Origin of the sequence: Epilithonimonas caeni DSM 17710, assembly GCF_000426465.1 — a bacterium.
Classification (GTDB): Bacteria; Bacteroidota; Bacteroidia; order Flavobacteriales; family Weeksellaceae; genus Epilithonimonas; species Epilithonimonas caeni.
This window is the reverse complement of record NZ_KE384528.1, coordinates 275,215-296,949: the sequence shown is the minus strand read 5'-3', so window position 1 is coordinate 296,949 and position 21,735 is coordinate 275,215. Positions and strand designations below refer to the sequence as shown.

The window sequence follows — 21,735 nt, the reverse complement described above, 5'->3', positions numbered from 1 at the left end:
ATTAGAAGTTTCGGTTTCAGCCAAATAAATTGGTCATTAATATTCTTGATCACTGTCATCGATCAGCTAATAGAAGTTTTCTCTTTAATCCGTATATTTGTATTCGATTTTCAGACAATCTATAATCTGAAATTTTTAATTTAAAATCAAAAAAATGATACAATATTTAGATAACATTCATCACAAAGATTCCAAGAACTTTTTCCTGATCGCAGGACCTTGCGCCATCGAAGATGAAACAATGGCCCTACAGATCGCAGAGCATATTGTGAAGCTTTCTGACAAATACAATATTCCATATATTTTCAAAGGAAGTTTCAGAAAAGCGAACAGAAGCAGAGTAGATTCTTTTACCGGAATCGGTGACGAGAAAGCTTTGAAGATCCTTAGAAAAGTAGGAGAGACCTTCAATGTTCCTACTACGACAGATATCCATGAAAATGGTCATGCTGCTTTGGCTGCAGAGTATGTAGATGTATTGCAGATTCCGGCGTTTTTGGTAAGACAGACAGATCTGCTGATTGCAGCGGCAGAAACAGGAAAAGCTGTAACACTTAAAAAAGGACAATTCCTTTCTCCGGAAGCAATGAAATTTGCAGTCCAGAAAGTGAAAGATTCAGGAAATGATAAAACAGCGATCATCGAAAGAGGAAATACTTTTGGTTACACCGATCTGGTGGTTGACTTCCGTGGGATTCCGACAATGAGAGAATACTCTCCGGTAATTTTGGACGTTACACACTCTCTTCAGCAACCTAATCAAAATTCTGGTGTTACTGGTGGAAGGCCGGAATTGATAGAAACCATTGCAAAAGCAGGAATAGCTGTTGGTGCAGACGGGATTTTTATTGAAACACATCCTGATCCTTCGGTTGCAAAATCTGACGGTGCCAATATGTTGAAACTTGATCTGTTGGATGGTTTACTTGGAAAACTGACGAGAATCAGAGAAGCGATATTATAAGAATGGAAGTCCGGTTTGCCGGACTTTTTTATTGGTGATGTATTTTTATCAAAATTGATTTTCCTGATAGAAATATGAAAATATTCATCATAGAAATTTATTTTTTGTATATCAATTACAAATATTCTTTCGTTCTTTGTATTAATTGTTATTTTTGTTAATTCAAGAAGCATTTTAAAATAAAAATCGATAGTAAAAAACTACAGCTTTGAAAAATTATATTCTTTTAATTCTTTTCTTTTTGCCGGTTTTGGCATTTTCCCAAATCAATCTAAAAGTCCTTGATGAAGACGGAAACTCAGTCTCCGAAGCTCAGGTAACTTATAATGACCAAACTTATCAGACCGATAAAAATGGATTTATAAAAATCCCTCTTGCTACTTCTGAGCAAACTTTGAGTGTACAGAAAGAAAACTTCAAAGGTTTCTCAAAGATCATCAAAACGTCACCAAAATCTCAAACGGTCAATGTCCTTTTTTTGCCGGTAACCAAAGATACGGAGATACAGGAAGTTGTTTTCCAGAAAAAAGGGATTAGAAAAACCAATGATCTAACTTCTGTGGAGATTTCTCCTAAAGAAGCGAGAGAAGTTGTTTCTTTAGGCGGAGGGGTAGAGGGGCTTTTGAAAAGTTTGCCCTCTGTGAATTCTAATTCAGAATTGTCATCTCAGATCATGGTAAGAGGAGGGAATTATGACGAGAACCTTATTTATATCAATGATGTTGAGCTGTACCGTCCGTTCCTGATCAGAAATTCTTTGCAGGAAGGGATGAGTATCATCAATCCGGACATGGTGGGTATGATCAACTTCTCGGCGGGTGGATTTGAGCCGAGATATGGTGATAAAATGTCGTCAGCACTTAACATCTATTACAGACAGCCTGAGAAATTTGAGCTTTCCGGCGAAGCAAGTTTAATTGGCGGAAGATTAACAACAGGTTTTGCATCGAAGGATAAAAAATTCACAGGATTAATTTCCGGAAGATATAGAAATACTAATCTTGTTCTTAATACTTTAAATGAAGATACAGATTTCAATCCAAGATATTTTGATCTGCAGTCTTATCTTAATTATCAGTTCAATGACAAATGGTCTTTGTCTTTCTTAGGTTATTTTGCTAAGAACGATTACGAGATGATTCCGAAACAAAAAGAAGTTGATTTTGGAAGTGTTTTACAACCTTTAAAATTAACTGTTTTCTATAATGGTCAGGAAGACGATCAGTATAAAAATATGATGGGAACGGTAAGTGCCAACTTCAAGCCAAGCAAAAAATGGCATTTCACTCTGGATAATTTTGCTTATCAGAACAGGGAGAGGGAATATTATTCGTTGGCTTCTGGTTATATTTTAGAAGCTTTTGATGAGGAAGGGAATCCGGTTGCAGGTTATGACGCCGGAGGCCAAATCGATCATGCCAGAAATGACTTGTTAGTAAGGGTTTATGGCTCCCAGCTCAGAACTAGGTTTTCTCCGGATGTCAATACCGATTTTGAACTGGGTGTAAAATTCGAAAGAGAAAGTATCAAAGATTTCACTAATGAGTGGCAGTTTGTGGATTCTATCGGTTACAGCAATCCGCGTGATTTTGTTTTACCGGGACAGTTAGATGCTTCCGACCTTAATCTAATGTATCATATTGCCGGTCAAAACGATATCAATGTAAACCGAATTTCGGCTTATGCGCAATTCTCAAAAAAATTCTATTGGGGAACTAATAAAATATTTGTAAACGGTGGTGCAAGAGTTCAAAACTGGAGTTTCAACAAGGAAACATTATTCAGCCCAAGAGTCCAGTTTGCAATTAAACCGAATTGGGATATGGATATGTTGTTCAGAGTTTCCGGAGGTGTTTATTATCAAGCGCCTTTCTATAAAGAGATCAAAGATCTGACAGGTGCATTCAACCCGGATATCAAAGCTCAGAAATCCTATCAGATCATTGTTGCTAACGATTACGAATTTAAAATTGGAGGAAGTGAGAGAAAACCTTTCAAACTAACTACCGAAGCATATTATAAGAAAATGGAAAACCTTATTCCATATTATCTTGATAATGTAAGGGTGAGATATTCTGGGAAGAACAATGCAGAAGGTTATGCTTACGGAGTGGATGCGAGATTGTTCGGACAATTTGTACCGGGTGTGGATTCTTGGGTCTCTGCAAGTTATGCCAGAGTCTATGAAAATATTGATGGAATGGGTTATATCCCGAGACCTACCGATCAGCGTTTTAAATTCTCTATGTTCTATCAAGACTATATGCCGAAGTTTCCAAGTATGAGAGTTAATCTGACCCTGACCTATGCGAGCGGATTACCATCAGGAACACCTGTTTTATTTGATTCTGCAGGTTTACCGGATTATTTGGCAGCTTACCGTTATCAGAGGACTTTACCGGCCTATAAGCGAGTTGATATTGGTTTGACCAAAGTTTTCATCGATCAAAAAGATAACAAGGCGACCGGCGATTTCTGGAGAAACTTCAAAGAGTTGACTTTAGGGGTTCAGATCTTCAATGCGTTCAATATCAATAATACGATTGCCAATCAATGGATCAGTGATATTAATTCTTCTCCACAGGTCTATTATCCGGTTCCGGTAAGATTGACGGGAAGATTCTTCAATGTTACCATTAATTTCAAACTATAATCGATATGAAGTCAAAAGGCGCCAAAGATATAACGGAATTAACCGATGAAGAAATACTGAAAAACGTAAAACTGACAAAGTCAGTTTTGATTTCTTTTTCTGTAATTTTCGTTTTACTTCTTGCGATTTGTTTTTATATTACGGTTACAAAAGGATTCGGTGTATTTTCGGTTTTACCATTGACTTTTTTCCCAATTTTGGTAACCAATATCATTATTCATAGAAAGATGGCTGATGAGGCTAAAAAACGAAATTTGGTTTAAAATATTAGACCCAAACATAGAAAAAGCTTCCGATTCGGAAGCTTTTTTATTTAGAAATAAGATCTGATGAATCTTAATTTATGTGTATGCTTGTTTTGGTCTTTGTTGAAGATTCCGCTTGTGTCCAGGCTGTCAATTCTGACTTTCCCATGCGCATGGATGATTTTTTGATCTGCTAAAATGATTCCGACATGAATAATTCTTCCCTCCGAATTTTCAAAAAATGCAAGATCACCAGGTTTTGCTTCTTCTATAAAAGTTAAAACTTCTCCCAATTCTGCTTGTTGATAAGTATCTCTCGGGATTTTGATTCCGTGAATTTTGTAAATGATCTGTGTAAAACCACTGCAATCGATTCCGAAAAAACTCTTTCCACCCCAGAGATAAGGAACATTCAGGAATTCTTTGGCGCAATTTACAATGCTTTCGCTGAGGTCATGACCGCGGGTTGGGGAAATGGTGTCAAAAGGAACTTCTGAACCAATAGATACCAGTGTTCTACCATTTTCCAACATTGCGGATTGAAAAGGTTCTTTCACAAGATTGATTTTTCTTGTAGCTAAATATTCATTAGAAACAGTTGAAATTTGCTTTGTATCTACCCAGGCTTCATAATTGTCATAATGGGTTATGATTTTGGTCCAATTGTCCTTAACTTCAAGAATATCTGCAGATTCTCCGTAGAGAAGCTGTGAGACTATTTCGCTTTTGTCAGAACTGTCGGCTCTCATCGGAGCAATGGAGACATTACAAATTCCTTTTGTCATTTCAATCAATTATGAGTTTTAAAAATACAAATTATTTCTTTCTTATCAAATGTAATCCGTCTCGCAAAGGTAAGATTAGATTTTCAAAATCCGGATCTTCTGCGATGATTTTATTCACGAGTTTGATCTGTTCAGTCTGTTTATCCTTTGGATTGTTTTCGAGAACTTTCCCATACCAGAGAACGTTATCGATAAGAATGATGCTTCCTGAGCGTAGATTTGGCTTAACGAGTTTTAAATATTCCAGATAGCTTTCTTTATCAGCGTCAATGAAGATCAGGTCCCAAACTTTATCCAGTTTTTTGATTTCTTCTTTTGCATCGCCCAAAATGAATTCGATCTGATCTTTATAATTGCTTTCAGCAAAATATTTTTTTGGAATGTAAGCCAAATCTTCATTTTTGTCAATCGTGAAAATTTTCCCATCTTTTGGTAGTCCTTCCGCCATACTCAAAGCGGCATAACCTGTAAAAGTTCCGATTTCCAAAACATTTTTTGGTTGGACGATATGTGATAGAATACTTAGCAAACGACCTTGTAAGTATCCGGAAATCATGTGCGGCTGTGTGGTTTTCTGATACGTTTCTTTTCTTAATTTTTTAAGTATGATAGGTTCTTCGGAAGCTGTCTCTTCCAGGTATCTGTCCATTTCTTTGTCTAATTCTTCGAAGTAACTCATTGGGAGTTCGGAGTTTTTGGTTTGGGGTTCAAAGGTAGTAAATGTTTAAGTTATGACGGATGTTGTATCGATGTCGAACCTGCAGCCTACTTCGACAAGCTCAGTACAAACTTTTTAAATCCATAGACGGGTAGCGGGAGTGGAAGGCGGAGCCAAACAAAGTGGTAAGCGTATTCAAATGATTAAAACAAAAAACCTTGCCAAAATCTGACAAGGTTTTTATTTTTATGATTCCAAGAAATCTATTACTTCTTAACCGGAGCAATGTCCATCAGTTTCATGAACTCATCCAGTTTTGGCATAATGATGATTTCCGTTCTACGGTTTTCACTTCTTCCGGATACGGAAGCATTTGTTGTCTTAGGATTGTACTCTGATCTACCACCAGCCGTGATTCTGTTAGGGTTCACACCAAACTGGGTTTGTAGAACTTTAGCAACAGCAGTCGCCCTAAGCGCAGAAAGGTCCCAGTTGTCTCTTGGAGCATTGGCACTGTTCAATGGCGTGTTATCTGTATTACCTTCGATCAATACGCTGTAAGTGTCATAGTCGTTGATTACTTTCGCCACTTTTGCTAAGACGTCTGCAGCAGCTGGCTGAATGTCATATTTTCCAACTTGATAAAGCATTTTATCGGATAAGGAGATCAATACCACGCCTTTCAGAACTTTAACATCTACGTCCTGGTCTGCAACATTATCAAGAGAACGTTTCAACTTATTGGATAAAGCAAGGTTCAAACTGTCATTTCTGCTTTTTCCGGAGATCAATTGTTTGATGTAAGCATTGGAAGCATTGATTTCTCCTACCAGTTTATCGATATTTGCAGAACCTTTTCCAGCATTGGATAGACAAGCATCCAAACTGGATTTAAGAGCATTGTTTTGACCTACTAGTAATTCATTTTGTCCTTTTAGGGAAGAGTTTTCACCCTTTAGGTCCTGGATTTGACGCATTCTTTCGCCTGCATCTTCGATACATTGTTTGTAATTCAGATTAAGCGCATCGAATTGTTTTTTGCTGACACAAGAAGCCAGGGAAAGTCCCACAGCTGTGATTGTCAAAATTTTAAATAATCTCATAGTAAATATTTATTTGTTTTATTGTTTTTATTGAGCGGTCATTGGTTTTTAAATCGTTTCAAAAATAAGGATTAATAACTGTATATTTGTGCTTATAACTTAATATTTCGTTATAAAATTGTGTTAAGTCTCTTAAAATTTCAAAACGTTTTGGAGCAATTGCTCAACAAGTCACAACAAAAAACATACCTTTTGGCTGTAAGTGGAGGGGTGGACTCGATGGTTTTGGCTGATTTATTTCAGGTTTCGGGATTTGATTTTCATATTGCACATGTAAACTATCATCTTCGTAATGAGGATTCTGACCTTGACCAAAAGCTCGTTTCCGATTTTTGTGAAAAGCATAAAATTCCCTTTCATTTATACGAGATTTCTCAAAAAGATGATCAGCCGGAAAACTCGATCCAGAATTGGGCAAGAGAGTTACGATATAGGTTTTTCAGAGACATTCAGGTAAAAGAAGGTCTTGATTTCTTAGTTACAGCGCATCATCTGAATGACCAATTGGAAACGTTTATCATCAATCTTTCCAAAGCTTCCGGAATCCGTGGTTTGAGTGGGATTCCCAGAAATGAAAACGGAATTATCCGTCCGCTTCTTGATTTTTCTAAAGATGAGATCTATGATTTTGCGAGAGAGAATAAAATTGAATTCCGTGAAGACAGATCCAATCAAAAAACCGACTATCTAAGAAATAAAATCCGTCACAATATCGTTACTGAATTGGAAAAAGTCAATCCGGATTTCCTGACCAATTTTTCAAAAAGCATCAACTATATCAATCAAGCAAAGGGTTTCATTGATCAGTCGGTTGATGAAAAAATTGAAATTCTAAAAAGAAGTTTTGATCAAGATCAAATCATTATCGACAAGCAAAAGTTTTCAGAAGAACCAGAGCTGGTTCGATATGAGATTTTAAAAAGATTTGGCTTCAATGATGAAAACGAAATGCGGAAAGTTTTGACAGCTCAAACTGGGAGCTCGTTTTTCAATTCTGAATTTCAATTAATAGTAAATAGAAATGAATTGATTTTTGAAAAGAAAAAAGAACAACAAAAAGAGCATAAAAACGAAATAATTTTAGAGATTAATGAAAATCAGATCATTATTCCTGAAAATATTAAAAATGAAATCCAGGAATTTGGCAATTGTTTTTGGAAGATCGATAAAGAGAAAGTTCAATTACCCCTGAAATTAAGAAGAAAGCAAGAAGGCGATTTGTTTTTCCCTATTGGAATGATTGGCAAAAAGAAAATTTCGAAGTTTTTTAAGGATGAAAAATTGTCTATTTTAGCGAAGCAAAAAATCTGGCTTCTATCTGATGCTGATGAACGAATCTTAGGTGTGTTGCCTTTCCGTCAGGACGGGAGATTCAGTTCTGAAAGTTCGGTTTCTCTGGAAGTAAAAATTTAATATCAAAAAATGAAAGATTTAAAATTAGTGTTATCCACACTTTTTCTATTAATAATAACCCTATTCAATGCACAGATAAAAAATCCGGTCAAATTCAAATTCGATGTCAATCCTGTTGGCAAAGATGAATATGAGGCTGTTTTAACTGGTACGATTGAAGATAACTGGCATGTTTATTCTAAGGATTTACCGCCGGATTCGGGAATTCCTACCGAGTTTAAAATCACTTCAAAGCAAGGGATTCAATTGATTGGAAAAGTTCAGGAAATTGGGAAAAAACACGACGAGTTTTCGGAGGCTTTCGGAGCGCAGATTGTTTATTATTCCAATAAAGTTGTCTTCAAACAGAAGTTCAAACCAAACGATGCTTCCAAACCCGCGATAATTACAGCTGAAATCATGTATCAGACGTGTAACGACAGAGTTTGTCTAGCTCCAAATACTTTGGAATTTGAGAAACAAATCGAAGGAAGTAAAACGGCTGTTGCTCCTGAAGAAACTTTAGAAAAAACAAAAGATACAGTTTATGAAGTTGCGCCTGCCGGACAAGTTGGAACAGTTTTAAAATCAGCAGATATTGAAACCCCAGCAGTTGCAAAACAAGATGGTTTGAAAGTCAATTCTCTGGATTTCAAAAATCCTTTGACGGATTGCGGAACGGCTCAGCAAAAACCGAATGATGACAACTGGCTGGTTCTTGGGCTTGGATTTTTGGGGGGATTGATCGCATTGCTTACGCCTTGTGTTTTCCCGATGATTCCGTTGACGGTTTCGTTCTTTACAAAAGGGAATAAAGACAAGGCAAAAGGAAAACGGGATGCTTTTATCTACGGTTTTTTCATTCTGTTGATTTTCGTTTTATTGAGTATTCCGTTTCATATTATTGATGGGATTTCGGGGAATATTTTCAATCAGATTTCGACCAATATCTGGCTCAACTTATTTTTCTTCGCCATATTTTTGTTCTTTGCATTGAGCTTTTTCGGATATTACGAAATCACTTTACCAAGTTCCATCGCCAACAAATCTTCCAAGGCTGAAGAAGCAGGCGGCATCATCGGGATTTTCTTTATGGCCTTGACTTTGGTAATCGTTTCGTTTTCTTGTACAGGTCCTATTTTAGGAAGTTTATTAGGAGGCGTTGTAGCGGGAGCTACCAATGTTCCAACATTATTGACTTTTGCTTTGGCTGGTTTTGGATTGGCCTGGGCATTGGTTTTCGGTTTGCTGGCATTATTTCCGCAAGCGTTGCAAAGTTTACCAAAATCCGGAGGCTGGATGAACACTGTGAAAGTGGTTCTTGGTTTCATAGAGTTGGCTTTGGCATTGAAATTCTTGTCAAAAGCAGACCTGGTTTCCAAAACGTTCTTGCTGAAAAGAGAATTGTTCATTATACTTTGGATTATTATTGCCATTGGATTGGTTGTTTATTTATTCGGAAAAATCAGGTTTCCGCATGATGATAAAAAGCCGAAAATTTCATTGACCAGAAGGATTTTAGGTGTTTTCGGAATTGTATTTATAGCTTATTTGATTCAGGGACTGATGCCTTCAGAAAAACCAAAATTACAATTGCTGAGCGGAATTTTACCTCCATTGAATGTCAGTTATTTTCACAAGGAAGAAGATGGAATTCTTGGACTTAGACCTTATCACAATTACTTCGAAGCAATAGAAGTTGCAAAGAAAGAAAATAAACCGGTTTTGATAGATTTCACAGGTTATGGTTGTGAAAACTGTCGAAAAATGGAAGAATTCGTCTGGAGTCAGGATGATATTTTGCCAATGATTCAGAATGATGTGATTCTGGCTTCTGTTTATGTGGATGACAAAGAAGAATTACCGGAAAATGAGCAGATCAAAATTGACATGGGCGAAGGGCAAATGAAAAAGGTGAAAACGATTGGCGACAAGTGGAGTTTGTTCCAGCAGATTAATTTCAATAACAATTCCCAGCCGCATTATGTTTTGGTAACGCCTGACCAAAAAGTAATTAATTCACCTGTTTCAGGATATATGCCAAAAGAGGATTTCAAAAAATTCCTGAAATGTGGTATCGATTATTTTAAAAGTAATCATTAATTATGTTCTGAATAATTGATTTGACAATATTTTAATAAAATTTATTTTTAGGAATAAATTTTGTATCTGAAAATCCATAATGGTGATGAATCATTATGGATTTTTATTTTCTATTACTAATTACTAAAATTTAAAACTATGGCAGAAGTACAAGTTAATGACCGCTCAAAAGGAAGCAAAAAAAATGGTAGAATTGGAATTAAAGTAGATATGACACCGATGGTGGACCTAGGTTTTCTGCTGATCACATTTTTTCTATTCTCAACCAATTTCTCCAAACCAAATGTTATGGATCTTGGTTTGCCTGCAAAAGGTCCAATTGATAGAGAGTCAGTAATTGATTACAGGAACTCGATCACATTCATTCTTGGGAAGGACGGCAAGGTCTACTATTATCAGGATGAACGTAAAAATCTGAATGATAAAAGTCTGAAAGAAGTTTCTTTCGACAGAGCTCAAGTAGCAAAAACCATAGAGTCGGCAAAAGCGAACGCTCCGAAAAAGGAAAATTTCACAGTGATTATCAAACCTGCTGATGATTCCCAATACAAAACTTTGGTTGATATGCTGGATGAATTGGCAATTACCAAATCCGAACATTATGGAATTTCGGAAATGAATGACAAAGAAAAAGATTTGTACGAGAAAAAAAATCAATGATTTTTAACATTGAGCTCCGTAGGAGCGAAATGTTTGTAGAAATTACAAAACAATAATGAACAGAGCTCCGTAGGAGCGACATATAACCTTTCTGAATAAATTTTTAGAAAGGTTTTTCAGTAAATTTAATTATTTTCGTAAGGAAATTAAAACTATGAGAAAACTGATTCCTATAATTGTACTTTTGTCAATCGTTTCCTGCAAAAAATCTGAAGCAACAGCAACTCCAAAAGTCGATAGTACAAAGATCATCGATTCTATCAATGCTGTGAGGACAAAGATCAATGACAGCATTCTCAGCAGTCGAGCCTACAAAAATCTTGAAGGAACTCATATTTTGACACACGATATGATTTCCGGAAATGGTAAGATCAGTTTCACAAAAATCGCCCAGGACCAATATAAAATCTCTGGCGGGAACAAAAGCGGAAGCAATTTTGTAAAGATCGAAGGAACCGCAAGAATGACTTCTCCAAAAAATCTTAAATTCGACGGAACGATCACGCAAAGTATTTCTGATTATGACAACGGAAAATTGGATGTAAGAAAGGGCAAGAAAAATTTCTCTACAAAAGATGGCGGCAAAACCTTCAAACTTTACGAATCTGTGAATAATGCAGGTTTTGGAGACAAAATAATTATCAAAATTCAATAAAATATGTAAGTCTGAGGATCTCGAAGACCACAAAAAAATAAAATTATGCTCAATTACGAAATACAGGGGAATGGTTCGGAAAACTTAGTTTTGCTTCACGGTTTTATGGAAGATCTTTCGATTTGGGATGATATGATTCCGTTTCTATCGGAGAAATTCCAATTGATAAAAATTGATTTGCCAGGCTTTGGGAAATCAGAAGTTGTTTCAGAGATTCAAACTTCCGAAATAATGGCTGATGAAGTCAAAAAAGTGGCGGATAAGTTGGATTTGAAAGCATTCCATTTGCTTGGACATTCCATGGGCGGTTATATTTCTTTGGCTTTTGCAGAAAAATATCCTGATCTCTTGAAATCATTCACCTTATTTTTCTCAACCTACTTTGCGGATGACGAAGCGAAAAAAGAAACCAGGAGAAAAGGGCTGAGAATCATCAAAGAAAACCTTCGTGCTTTCATTAATGCAGGTGTTCCGAATCTCTTCAATCCCAATGAGCACGATATTTTGGAGCCCAAGATCAAACTAGCAAAAGAAACAGCTTACACTTCTTCTGTCGAAGGTGTTTTGGCTTCACAAAAAGGAATGATTGAACGTTCCGACAGAAGATCGGTCTTGGAAAACTTTGAAGGCAAAATTTTGGTTCTATCGGGCAAACATGATTCGGCCGTCAACTCAGAAAAAACAATCAAAGGTCTTCCGGAAAGAACCAATGTCAAGTCTTACGTTCTTGACTGCGGACACAACGGACACTGGGAAAAACCGGAGATTTGTGCTTCGATCATCAATACAGAATTACTACATCATTTACCAAAAAATCTTGTTTTCTAAAATGGAAATTATCTCAAAAATCCTCGTCGCAATCGTTGCTTTGGAGCATCTTTACATTCTTTATATGGAAATGTTCGCGTGGGAAACCCTGGGCAAAAAAACATTCAAAGGTTCATTGCCGGACGAGATGTTCAAACCCACCAAAAAACTTGCCGCCAACCAAGGTCTGTACAATGGCTTTCTTTCTGCCGGACTTATCTGGAGCTTCTTTATTTGCGACCAGATTTGGTCAAAAAATGTCGCCATTTTCTTTCTTGGTTGTGTGATTGCAGCAGGGATTTACGGCGCATTGTCAGCTTCGAAGAAAATATTTTTCGTTCAGGCATTGCCGGCGATTATTGCATTGGTTTTCGTTTTGTTGAGATAGATTTTCAGGAGCTTGATCCCGCTGTCCGCTATATCTTTTTTGTCTTATAAGTTTGTCATGTAAAACGAAGTTTGCAGTAAGACAAAAAAGGATGCCGCTCCCATCGGGGCTAGGGGTTTTGTATGACAAAGAAATTTTCTCATTAAAAAGAAACATTGTCATTCCGGAGGAATCAACAATTAAGATTCTTTCAGAAATCATAGATTCGGCGGAGTCAATGACAATGTTTGTATGATAATAAAGGAATAATTAAAAATCTTCCGCTTCAATTTTTTCTTTGAAATCCTCAATCGTTTCTTCCATCGATTTGAAATATTTTCCGCCGGAAGCATTGATATGTCCTCCGCCGTTGAAGTATTTTCTGGCAAACTGATTTGTATCCACAGAGTCTTTGGAACGGAAAGAGATCTTGATAAAATCCTCATACAGGTCTTCCATAAAGAAAACCGCCATTTTGGTCCCCAACACACTTAATCCATAATTTACAAAACCTTCCGTATCGCCTTTGTCAAAGCCATATTCTTTAAGTTCAGAGCGTTTCAGCCAAAGAATGGCAACCTTTCCTTCTTTAGTCAACTCGATCCTGCTGAGAACCAATGAAAGAAGATGCAAACGTGAAATTGTATTGGTGTCCCAGGTGTTGGATGTGATAATTGCCGGGTCAGCACCTTTTTCAATTAGATCTGCCACGATTCTATGTGTTGTCGCACTTGTAGAACGGAATCTGAAACCGCCTGTGTCGGTCATTATCCCAGTATAAAGACATTCTGCAGCGTCCAGATTGACCAGCTTTTCATCTTGATTGGCCTGGATGAAATGATAGACCATCTGGCAGGTCGCAGGGACCGTTGTGTCAGAATAGACATAATCGAATTGTTCCGGCATCTGATGATGATCGATCAATATTTTTTTTGCTCTTGATTTTGTAACCCAATCTCCTAGAATTCCTATTCTGGAAGGGGAGTTGAAATCAAGACAAAAAATAACATCTGCATTGTAAATAGCCTCTCCAGCAACTTTTCTTTTATATTCTCCGATCACGATCTTCTTAGCGTCAGGCATCCATTTCAGGAATTTTGGGAAATCGTTTGGAGTGATGACTGTCGCATCTATTCCTTTGGTTTTCAGATAGTGTTTCAAGCCAAGAGAAGAACCAATGGCGTCCCCATCAGGATTGTGGTGCGTTACAATTACGATGTTGTTTTCCGGGATAAGGAGGTTGTTGATCTCTGAAATTTCTTTGGCTGTAAACATAAATGATTGCTTGAATAAATGATAAACTCCAAAGGTAGGATTTTAAATAAAAAAATCGGCTCTAACTTGAACCGATTTTTTATTGTTTTTAAGAATTACTTTTTAATGATCTTTTGAATGGATATTCCGTCCACTTTCAAATAATAAATTCCTGCCGGGAGGTTTTTAATATTGATTTCTGTTTTGGCTTGCTTGATATTAGAAACTGATCTTACCAATTTTCCTGAGCTGTCAATTAGCTCTAATGACGAACTAGGTTTCAGATTTTCAATTTTTACAATGTCTGTTGCAGGATTTGGATAAGCGGTAATTGTGGTCAGCTCATTATCTTTCGTACCTAGCGTTGCCGATTTAAAATGAATTTCTTCGAATATAGCATTGCCAATTGTTAAGGTTTTTCCACTTCCATTACTTACAATATTATAATAATAGGATTGTGAGTTTGTGAAGAAACTGCATAATCGTCCAAAGAACTGGTTGACTTCACCATTGTCACCCCAATAATCCGCCAAAGTGCAAGTTTTACTATTTACGGTAAAAGTATTTTCACCACTATAAGTTAAATTGGCTGAGATATTGTTAAAAAAAGACAAACTGAATTGTGGAAAATCGGTATCAAAGTGTGTGACTTGTTGATATGGTATTGGCGGAGGGAATTGGTCGGGAAATAATTCTCCTACAACCTTTGTGACCTGCCAATCTGTGTTCAATAGATCTGAATTTTGAGCAAAACATAAGTTTGCTGCAAATATTAAAATATAAAATTTTTTCATGGGCGTTAGTTTTATTTGAGACTAAAAATAAAGATTTATTTTTTAATAAGTTGTATAATCTGTTGATTATTTTAATGTTACAAATTATATGTTCTCACCTTGAAAAATCGTAACTTTGCAATTCATTCAATTTTATTCAAAAACAATAATGCACAAAGCAGGATTCGTAAATATCGTCGGGAAACCAAATGCAGGAAAATCTACACTTCTCAATCAATTGATGGGTGAAAAGCTGGCAATTGTGACCCAGAAAGCACAAACTACACGTCACCGTATTTTCGGGATTTATAATGAAGAGGACTTACAAATTGTCTTTTCTGATACGCCGGGCGTTCTGGATCCAAAATATGGTTTGCAGGAAAAAATGATGGATTTTGTAAAAGATTCTTTACAGGATGCGGATGTCTTCCTATTCATAGTGGATGTTGCCGATAAAGCAGAACCCTCCGAATTTCTGATCGATAAATTGAATAAGATTCCTGTTCCTGTTTTACTTTTACTCAATAAGATCGACCAGACGAATCAGCAAGATCTTGAAAAAATAGCGACCGATTGGCACGAGAGAATTCCAAAGGCTGAGATCTTACCTATTTCAGCACTTAATTCTTTTAATCTGGATATTATCCTTCCAAAACTTAAGGATATGTTGCCAGAGAGTCCGGCATATTACGATAAAGATATGTACACGGACAAACCGGAGCGTTTTTTTGTGAATGAGGCCATCCGCGAGAAGATCCTACTGAATTATGAAAAGGAGATTCCTTATTCTGTAGAAGTGGTAACAGAAATGTTCAAAGAAAAAGAAGGCATTATTTTCATTGATTCAATCATCTATGTAGAAAGAGATACACAGAAGGGAATCATCATTGGCCATAAAGGTGAAGCCATAAAAAAAGTGGGAACAGAAGCCAGAATAGACCTCGAAAAATTCTTTAGCAAGAAAATCCATCTCAATCTTTTTGTCAAGGTTAAAAAAGACTGGCGAAAGAATGACAGAGATCTCAAAAATTTTGGTTATAGATGAAAATCCTTTTTAATAAAGGATTTTTTTGTAGTTTTGATTGAAAATATTTTTTTAAACACAGAATGAAAAATATAAACTCTGCAAAACCAAATCCCAACCTGACAGATATATTGATATTGATAATTCGGGTTTTTGTAGGTCTGTCAATGCTGACACATGGGATTCCAAAATTAGAGACATTAGTGACAAGTAACCAGATTCAATTTATGAATTTCCTTGGGATGGGGTCTATATTTTCTATGGTTTTGGTAGTTTTGGCAGAATTTTTATGTTCACTGCTTATCATTTTTGGATTGTTTACAAGGTTAGCATGTATTCCGCTGATGATTGCAATGTTGGTCGCTTGCTTTGTAGCACACGGTTCCGACACTTTTAAAGAACAAGAATTAAGCGTCCTGTATTTCTTTATATATTTTGTGATCCTGATATTGGGCTCAGGCAAATTTTCACTTGATCAATTGATGACAAAGAAAGAAGAGGTTTATTGAGCAAACCATTGTGTGACATAATCTTTGATAATAACCCAAAAGTTTTTCCCTAGAAAATAAATCAATGTAGAAGTAATAATTCCTTTTACAGTAAAAAAAATAATTCCTCCGATTCCAAATTTTTTCAGTAAGCTTTTCCACCTGGGCATTTTCTTCTCCTCCGTTGTCTGTAATTTCTTCTCCATTTTTATTTTTTTCAAAATTAAGAAAAATTATCCAATTTAGATTTATTCAAAATAACATAAACTCGTAGGATCCTAAATTCAAACAACACTCAACTCATGGACTAACGATTGTTAGTTTTTAAATTTTGTCGTTCAAAATATATTTTTATCTTTAGAAACTTCAAAATTAAAAACTTTATGTCCTCAATTTCAATATCAGAAAACCTAGAAAGATTAGGCATTTCAACAGAAAATAATGGAACTTCGACCGGATTAGAATTCTTCTCGTCTGGTCAAAATATAGAAAGCTTTTCTCCTGTTGACGGAAATAAGATTGCTTCTGTGAAAACCTCAGATACCCAGGATTACGAAAAAGTGGTAGCAAAAGCTCAGGAAGCTTATAAAGAATTCAGACAGATCCCTTCACCAAAACGTGGAGATCTGGTTCGCCAATTTGGGAATAAACTAAGAGAATACAAAGACGATCTGGGGAAATTGGTTTCTTATGAGATGGGAAAATCTCTGCAGGAAGGTCTTGGCGAAGTTCAGGAGATGATCGATATCTGCGATTTTGCAGTAGGGTTGTCCCGCCAGCTTCATGGCTACACGATGCATTCTGAAAGACCGGGGCACAGGATGTACGAACAGTATCATCCACTGGGAATTGTTGGGGTGATCTCAGCTTTCAATTTTCCGGTCGCAGTTTGGAGCTGGAACGCCGCCTTAGCTTGGATCTGTGGGAATGTGGTAATCTGGAAACCATCAGAAAAAACACCGCTCTGTGCGATTGCCTGTCAAAATATATTTGCGGAAGTAGCAAAAGAAAATGGCTTGCCAGAAGGAATTTCAGGACTTGTAATTGCAGACCACGAAATCGGAGACCAATTGGTGAATGATAAAAGAATTGCCTTGGTTTCTTTCACCGGTTCTACCAGAGTAGGGAGAATTGTTGGACAAAATGTAGCAAAGCGTTTCGGAAAATCGATCCTGGAATTGGGCGGAAATAACGCCATCATCATCACAGAAAATGCAGACCTTAATATGTCAATCATCGGAGCGGTTTTCGGAGCGGTTGGTACGGCTGGACAAAGGTGTACTTCCACTAGACGTCTCATCATCCAAGAATCTGTTTATGACGAAGTGAAAAACCGTTTGGTAAAAGCTTACGGACAACTTAAAATCGGAAATCCTTTGGATGAGTCCAATCACGTTGGACCGCTTATCGATAAAGCTGCGGTGAAACAATATCAGGATTCCATCGAAAAATGCAAGTCTGAAGGCGGAAAATTCGTAGTTGAAGGTGGAGTTTTGGAAGGCGATAATTACAACTCTGGTTGCTATGTAAAACCGTGTATCGCTGAGGTTGAAAATAATTATGAAATCGTCCAGCACGAGACCTTTGCTCCAATTCTTTATTTGATCAAATATAAAACTCTGGATGAAGCAATCACCATTCAAAATGATGTTCCGCAAGGCCTGAGTTCGGCAATTATGACCCAAAACCTAAGAGAGGCGGAATTGTTCCTTTCAAATGGCGGTTCAGATTGTGGAATAGCAAATGTGAATATCGGAACTTCCGGAGCAGAAATCGGAGGCGCTTTTGGGGGTGAAAAAGAAACCGGCGGCGGAAGAGAATCTGGTTCTGATGTCTGGAAATATTATATGAGAAGACAGACCAATACCATCAATTATACCACAAGTTTACCTTTGGCACAAGGAATTAAATTTGATTTAGATTAAAATAATTAAAAATTTTATGCAGCTTAATCTGCCTGTAGTTTATCCTGAGCGAAGTCGAATGGCTCCCAAACCTAACGTAGTGGTTCGGCAAAGTCAATCTTTTTTTGCAGAAGATTTCAGATTCGATAGAACTTAAGCCCAAAAAGGATTTCCACTGAAGTCGGGCTACAGATTCAACATAAAAATAACATTAAGACAAAATATTAAGAACGACTAACTAATAAATAATTTTAACATCAAAGCTTAGCTGAATTTTACGTCTTTGCGAACTTAAAGAAAAAATCCTTGCGGACTTTGCGTTTAAAATAAAAACCATATCACAACTATGAGCACACTTGTACACGAAAATAAAGTAAAAGAAATATTAGGAAAACATATCCTTGCAGACGGTTTCGATTTTGTAATGGATTATGAAAAATCACACGGTTCCTACATTGCAGACCGATTGACTGGTAAAGAATATCTCGATATGTTCTCTATGTTCGCTTCGGCTTCCGTAGGTTATAATCATCCATACATTTTGGAAAAAGCAAATTGGCTTGGGAAAATGGCCATTTACAAGCCAACTCTGAGTGACGTTTATCTTCAGGAATATGCCGATTTTATGGAGGTTTTTTCAAGAGTTGCTATTCCGAAAGAATTGCCTTATTGCTTTTTCGTAGAAGGCGGTGCTTTGGCTGTAGAAAATGCTTTGAAGACAGCTTTTGATTGGAAGACAAGAAAGAACTGGCAAAAGAATATTGATAAGGAAGCTGGCATGGTGATCCATTTCAAACAATCTTTCCACGGGAGAAGTGGTTATACATTGTCTTTGACCAATACTTCTGACCCGAGAAAACACCAGTATTTCCCAAAATTCGATTGGCCAAGGATTAGCAATCCAAAACTTAATTTTCCAATTACAGAAGATAATCTTGAAGAAACGATCAAGCACGAGCAATTGGCATTATTGCATATTCAGGAAGCTATTTTGGCAAATCCGGATGAAGTTGCTTGTGTGATTATAGAACCAATTCAGGCAGAGGGTGGAGATAATCATTTCAGAAACGAATTCTTTACTGAATTAAGAAAAATCTGTGATGAAAACGAAATCCTTTTAATCCTTGATGAGGTCCAAACCGGAATCGGAATGACAGGAAAAATGTGGGCTTTCCAGCATCTTGATATAATTCCTGATGTTATCACTTTCGGTAAAAAAACTCAGGTTTGCGGAATCCTTGCCAATAAAGAAAAATTGGATGAAGTGGAACATCACGTTTTCAAGGAAAGCTCAAGGATCAATTCTACTTTTGGAGGTAATTTTATCGATATGCTTCGTTTTCAATTGGTTTTGGAAATCATTGAAAATGAAGATCTGGTTGAAAACTCCAGAGTCGTAGGTGAGTTTTTATTAGAAGGACTTAAAAAGTTAGCACAAAAATATCCGGACCATATTTCAGCAGCAAGAGGGAAAGGTTTGATGTGTGCCTTTGACCTGAAAGATGGAGAAAGCAGAGAATGGCTGAGAAGCAAGCTTTACGATGAAGGGGTCATTATCTTGACCTGTGGTGACCAGTCGTTGAGATTCCGCCCACATCTGAATGTAACGAAAGATGAAATCCAGATTGTTTTAGATAAAATTAATCAGATATTTGAGAATTTAATATAAGGAATTTTAGATTTTGATATTTTTTTCATAAATTGCTATGCTTTAACAAAATCAAAATCAAAAATTTATGGATGCAACAACTAGAGTAGCTGTCTACGAAAGTAGCAGTCCACAGGAGATCCAGCTTATGAAATCTAAGTTGGAAGATGCAGGAATCAAATGCGATGTTGAGAATTCTTACCTTAGTTTTCTATCAACTCCAACTGCAACCAATACTTTTATTAAAGTTGATATCAAGGACGAGAAAAGAGCATTTGATATCATTGATGAATATTTAAAATCAAATCAAAATTGATTTCATATTTTTAAATTTTACGTTTTACAGAAGTCGGGTTCAAATTTGTTTGAGCCCGATTTTTATTTACATTAAATTTTGCTGATATTCTGCAAAATGATTATCATTGCATAATAAAAGGGGAATTAGCTCATCTGGCTAGAGCGTTAGACTGGCAGTCTAAAGGTGACGGGTTCGATCCCCGTATTCTCCACTTGATTATTAAACTTCTGAATTTCAGAAGTTTAATTTGTTTTATGGCAAGGAATTTGTATTCATTTATTCAGATATTCGAGTTCATAGAAACCAGATTATTGATTAAAGGGGGCACTAGTTGCCCTCTTAATTTTTTACTTACTAGCAAATAATGATAGAGGTCATACCTATCAATTAAATGGAAATTATTGAGTCTTAATTTTGTGAAAAAACTTATCTGATGAAATGGATATCAGTTATTATAATTTTATTTTTTGGTGTAATAGTATCCGCTCAACAAACATATCAAAAAAAAATTGATGAATATCTTAAGGTATCTAATGATGCATATATTAATTTCGAAGATTTAAAATCTTTACAATACGGCCTTAAAGCAAATGAATTAGCAAGCAAAATAAACAATTCTCGGAGCATTGCCATATCTTATTATTATATAAGTAGAGCAAGTTCCACATTAGGAATGTATGAAAATGGTTTAAAATATGCTGAAAAAGCACTAAGCGAAAAATTTACTCAGACGAATATCGATCTTAAATTGCGCTTACTTGAAATTAAAGCGAACAATAGTCATGACTTGAGGCTATATGATAAATCGCGAAAATTAAGCAGGGAAATAATCAGTGTTATTAATGAAAGCAATAAAGATTCCGATATTTTATACGTTAAACTTCTATCATCATCCTATGGAAATATTGGTTCTACCTATTATTATGAACTAAATTCCCTTGATTCCTTGAAAAAATATACAGCAATTGAAATGGCTCTTTTGAAGAAGTTGCCTGAAAAAGATGCTTATGAAAGATTGTCTGTAGCTTATATTTCACAAGGGGATAACTATTTAAAGGCAAAAAAATATGATTCTGCATTTTACTACTACCAGGAATCACGTCGCGTATCAACCCAATATCAGGCAAATTTTCCCCTTTATGATTATTATGCGGCTATGGGCAGATTCTATCTTAATTCTCAACAGGTTGAAAAGTCTCTCGAGAATTTTCTTCATGCAGAAAAAGAACTTGTTCAATTTCCCCAAGAAAGCAATGCCCTTATGGATGTATATAAAGAGATTTCAGGACTCTATGGGAAGTTAGGAGATAAGAAAAGGGAAAAAGAATACCTGTTAGAATATCTGCGAAAGAATGAAGAGATTTCGGAAAAAAATGAAAAAAATATCAATTATGCTTTAAATCTGATACAGCAGGAAAAGCATGTGCAAACGATCATATTCACAAAAAGATTTCATCAGATGCTTATGGCGTCTTTTGTTTTGTTGTCAATCTTGATTCTCTATTATTTTTTTGAGAAAAGAAACAAAAAAAGAGCAGATTACCGGACAAAGCAGTTGTTGGAAGAAAAAGAATCCATTATTCATGAAAAAGGGAAGGAGGCACAGATTCTTCAGCAGAAGGTGAATGAGTCTTTTGAAGAGATTGTCCTGCTGGCGAAAAAAAACAATCCTCATTTTTGGACAAGATTCCAGGAAGTGTATCCGGGCTTCCGGGAGAAATTGTTGGAAAAACATCCAAAGTTTAGAAGTTCTGAACTTACTCTGTGTGCCTATATCTTTCTGGGCTTCTCAAATAAGGAAATTGCAGATTACACTTTTAAATCAGTACGAACGATTGAAAGTAACAGATACAATATTCGTAAGAAATTGGAATTGCCTACCCATCTGGATTTTTCGGTTTGGTTGAGGTCGTTGGTTGAAGGTCAATGATGTTGGAAATTAAATCATTATACT

Annotated in this window: 21 protein-coding genes and 1 tRNA gene; 16 read left to right on the top strand and 6 right to left on the bottom strand. The window is 36.2% G+C overall.

The annotated features are described in order from the left end of the window. Window positions 1-154 precede the first annotated feature (154 nt). The 3 genes from kdsA to K319_RS0119155 all read left to right on the top strand — a co-directional run bounded on the left by kdsA (window position 155) and on the right by K319_RS0119155 (window position 3,880). Window positions 155-964: a 3-deoxy-8-phosphooctulonate synthase gene (gene kdsA / locus K319_RS0119165; protein WP_027385085.1), complete on the top strand. Its 810-nt coding sequence runs from the start codon at window positions 155-157 to the stop codon at window positions 962-964. 436 nt (window positions 965-1,400) lie between these two features. After that, window positions 1,401-3,617 (top strand): TonB-dependent receptor plug domain-containing protein, encoded by a 2,217-nt coding sequence (locus K319_RS0119160; protein ID WP_051230808.1) that lies wholly within the window; start codon window positions 1,401-1,403, stop codon window positions 3,615-3,617. Window positions 3,618-3,622: 5 nt separating this feature from the next. Further along, window positions 3,623-3,880 (top strand): hypothetical protein, encoded by a 258-nt coding sequence (locus tag K319_RS0119155; RefSeq protein WP_027385083.1) that lies wholly within the window; start codon window positions 3,623-3,625, stop codon window positions 3,878-3,880. Window positions 3,881-3,930: 50 nt separating this feature from the next. Here K319_RS0119155 and K319_RS0119150 read toward each other — a convergent pair whose 3' ends face one another. The 3 genes from K319_RS0119150 to K319_RS0119140 form a co-directional block, all read right to left on the bottom strand. Beyond that, complete coding sequence (locus K319_RS0119150; protein ID WP_027385082.1) at window positions 3,931-4,647, bottom strand: C40 family peptidase; 717 nt, start codon at window positions 4,645-4,647, stop codon at window positions 3,931-3,933. 31 nt (window positions 4,648-4,678) lie between these two features. Continuing rightward, window positions 4,679-5,326 carry an O-methyltransferase gene (locus K319_RS0119145; RefSeq protein ID WP_027385081.1) on the bottom strand — a complete coding sequence of 216 codons (648 nt, stop codon included), beginning with the start codon at window positions 5,324-5,326 and terminating at the stop codon, window positions 4,679-4,681. A 245-nt stretch (window positions 5,327-5,571) separates the two neighbouring features. Further along, window positions 5,572-6,408 carry an OmpA/MotB family protein gene (locus K319_RS0119140; RefSeq protein ID WP_027385080.1) on the bottom strand — a complete coding sequence of 279 codons (837 nt, stop codon included), beginning with the start codon at window positions 6,406-6,408 and terminating at the stop codon, window positions 5,572-5,574. 120 nt (window positions 6,409-6,528) lie between these two features. Between K319_RS0119140 and tilS the strand changes: the two genes are divergently transcribed. From tilS to K319_RS0119110, 6 genes are all read left to right on the top strand, one after another. Beyond that, the gene (gene tilS / locus K319_RS0119135) at window positions 6,529-7,821 is read left to right on the top strand and encodes a tRNA lysidine(34) synthetase TilS (protein ID WP_027385079.1); all 1,293 of its coding nucleotides are present in this window, start codon (window positions 6,529-6,531) and stop codon (window positions 7,819-7,821) included. Between the two features lie 9 nt (window positions 7,822-7,830). Beyond that, window positions 7,831-9,903 carry a protein-disulfide reductase DsbD family protein gene (locus tag K319_RS0119130; protein WP_034672189.1) on the top strand — a complete coding sequence of 691 codons (2,073 nt, stop codon included), beginning with the start codon at window positions 7,831-7,833 and terminating at the stop codon, window positions 9,901-9,903. A gap of 138 nt (window positions 9,904-10,041) precedes the next feature. Continuing rightward, window positions 10,042-10,563 (top strand): ExbD/TolR family protein, encoded by a 522-nt coding sequence (locus K319_RS0119125; protein ID WP_027385077.1) that lies wholly within the window; start codon window positions 10,042-10,044, stop codon window positions 10,561-10,563. 154 nt (window positions 10,564-10,717) lie between these two features. Then, the gene (locus K319_RS0119120; protein ID WP_027385076.1) at window positions 10,718-11,218 is read left to right on the top strand and encodes a hypothetical protein; all 501 of its coding nucleotides are present in this window, start codon (window positions 10,718-10,720) and stop codon (window positions 11,216-11,218) included. 45 nt (window positions 11,219-11,263) lie between these two features. After that, window positions 11,264-12,046: an alpha/beta fold hydrolase gene (locus K319_RS0119115; protein ID WP_027385075.1), complete on the top strand. Its 783-nt coding sequence runs from the start codon at window positions 11,264-11,266 to the stop codon at window positions 12,044-12,046. A 1-nt stretch (window position 12,047) separates the two neighbouring features. Then, window positions 12,048-12,413, top strand: a complete 366-nt coding sequence (locus tag K319_RS0119110; protein WP_027385074.1) for a DUF1304 domain-containing protein — start codon at window positions 12,048-12,050, stop codon at window positions 12,411-12,413. Between the two features lie 249 nt (window positions 12,414-12,662). Here K319_RS0119110 and K319_RS0119100 read toward each other — a convergent pair whose 3' ends face one another. Beyond that, window positions 12,663-13,667, bottom strand: coding sequence for a DHH family phosphoesterase (locus tag K319_RS0119100; protein ID WP_027385073.1), 1,005 nt, complete (start codon window positions 13,665-13,667; stop codon window positions 12,663-12,665). A gap of 95 nt (window positions 13,668-13,762) precedes the next feature. Then, on the bottom strand, window positions 13,763-14,440 hold the full coding sequence (locus K319_RS0119095; RefSeq protein ID WP_027385072.1) for a T9SS type A sorting domain-containing protein: 678 nt from the start codon (window positions 14,438-14,440) through the stop codon (window positions 13,763-13,765). Window positions 14,441-14,588: 148 nt separating this feature from the next. Here K319_RS0119095 and era point away from each other — a divergent pair, with 148 nt between their 5' ends. Both era and K319_RS0119085 read left to right on the top strand, forming a co-directional pair. After that, window positions 14,589-15,464 carry a GTPase Era gene (gene era, locus K319_RS0119090; protein WP_027385071.1) on the top strand — a complete coding sequence of 292 codons (876 nt, stop codon included), beginning with the start codon at window positions 14,589-14,591 and terminating at the stop codon, window positions 15,462-15,464. 62 nt (window positions 15,465-15,526) lie between these two features. Beyond that, the gene (locus tag K319_RS0119085; protein WP_027385070.1) at window positions 15,527-15,952 is read left to right on the top strand and encodes a DoxX family protein; all 426 of its coding nucleotides are present in this window, start codon (window positions 15,527-15,529) and stop codon (window positions 15,950-15,952) included. Here the strand turns inward: K319_RS0119085 and K319_RS0119080 are convergent. Then, complete coding sequence (locus K319_RS0119080) at window positions 15,946-16,137, bottom strand: hypothetical protein (protein ID WP_027385069.1); 192 nt, start codon at window positions 16,135-16,137, stop codon at window positions 15,946-15,948. The genes K319_RS0119085 and K319_RS0119080 overlap by 7 nt on opposite strands. A gap of 177 nt (window positions 16,138-16,314) precedes the next feature. Here K319_RS0119080 and amaB point away from each other — a divergent pair, with 177 nt between their 5' ends. The 5 genes from amaB (at window position 16,315) to K319_RS0119055 (ending at window position 21,711) form a co-directional block, all read left to right on the top strand. After that, window positions 16,315-17,856 carry an L-piperidine-6-carboxylate dehydrogenase gene (gene amaB, locus K319_RS0119075; protein WP_027385068.1) on the top strand — a complete coding sequence of 514 codons (1,542 nt, stop codon included), beginning with the start codon at window positions 16,315-16,317 and terminating at the stop codon, window positions 17,854-17,856. Between the two features lie 325 nt (window positions 17,857-18,181). Further along, entirely contained in the window at window positions 18,182-19,504 is a 1,323-nt protein-coding gene (gene lat / locus K319_RS0119070) for an L-lysine 6-transaminase (RefSeq protein WP_027385067.1), read from the top strand. 67 nt (window positions 19,505-19,571) lie between these two features. Next, complete coding sequence (locus K319_RS0119065) at window positions 19,572-19,799, top strand: putative signal transducing protein (RefSeq protein ID WP_027385066.1); 228 nt, start codon at window positions 19,572-19,574, stop codon at window positions 19,797-19,799. A 119-nt stretch (window positions 19,800-19,918) separates the two neighbouring features. After that, a tRNA-Ala gene (locus tag K319_RS0119060) sits at window positions 19,919-19,992 on the top strand. A 222-nt stretch (window positions 19,993-20,214) separates the two neighbouring features. Next, on the top strand, window positions 20,215-21,711 hold the full coding sequence (locus tag K319_RS0119055; protein WP_027385065.1) for a helix-turn-helix transcriptional regulator: 1,497 nt from the start codon (window positions 20,215-20,217) through the stop codon (window positions 21,709-21,711). The last annotated feature ends 24 nt before the right edge of the window (window positions 21,712-21,735 follow it).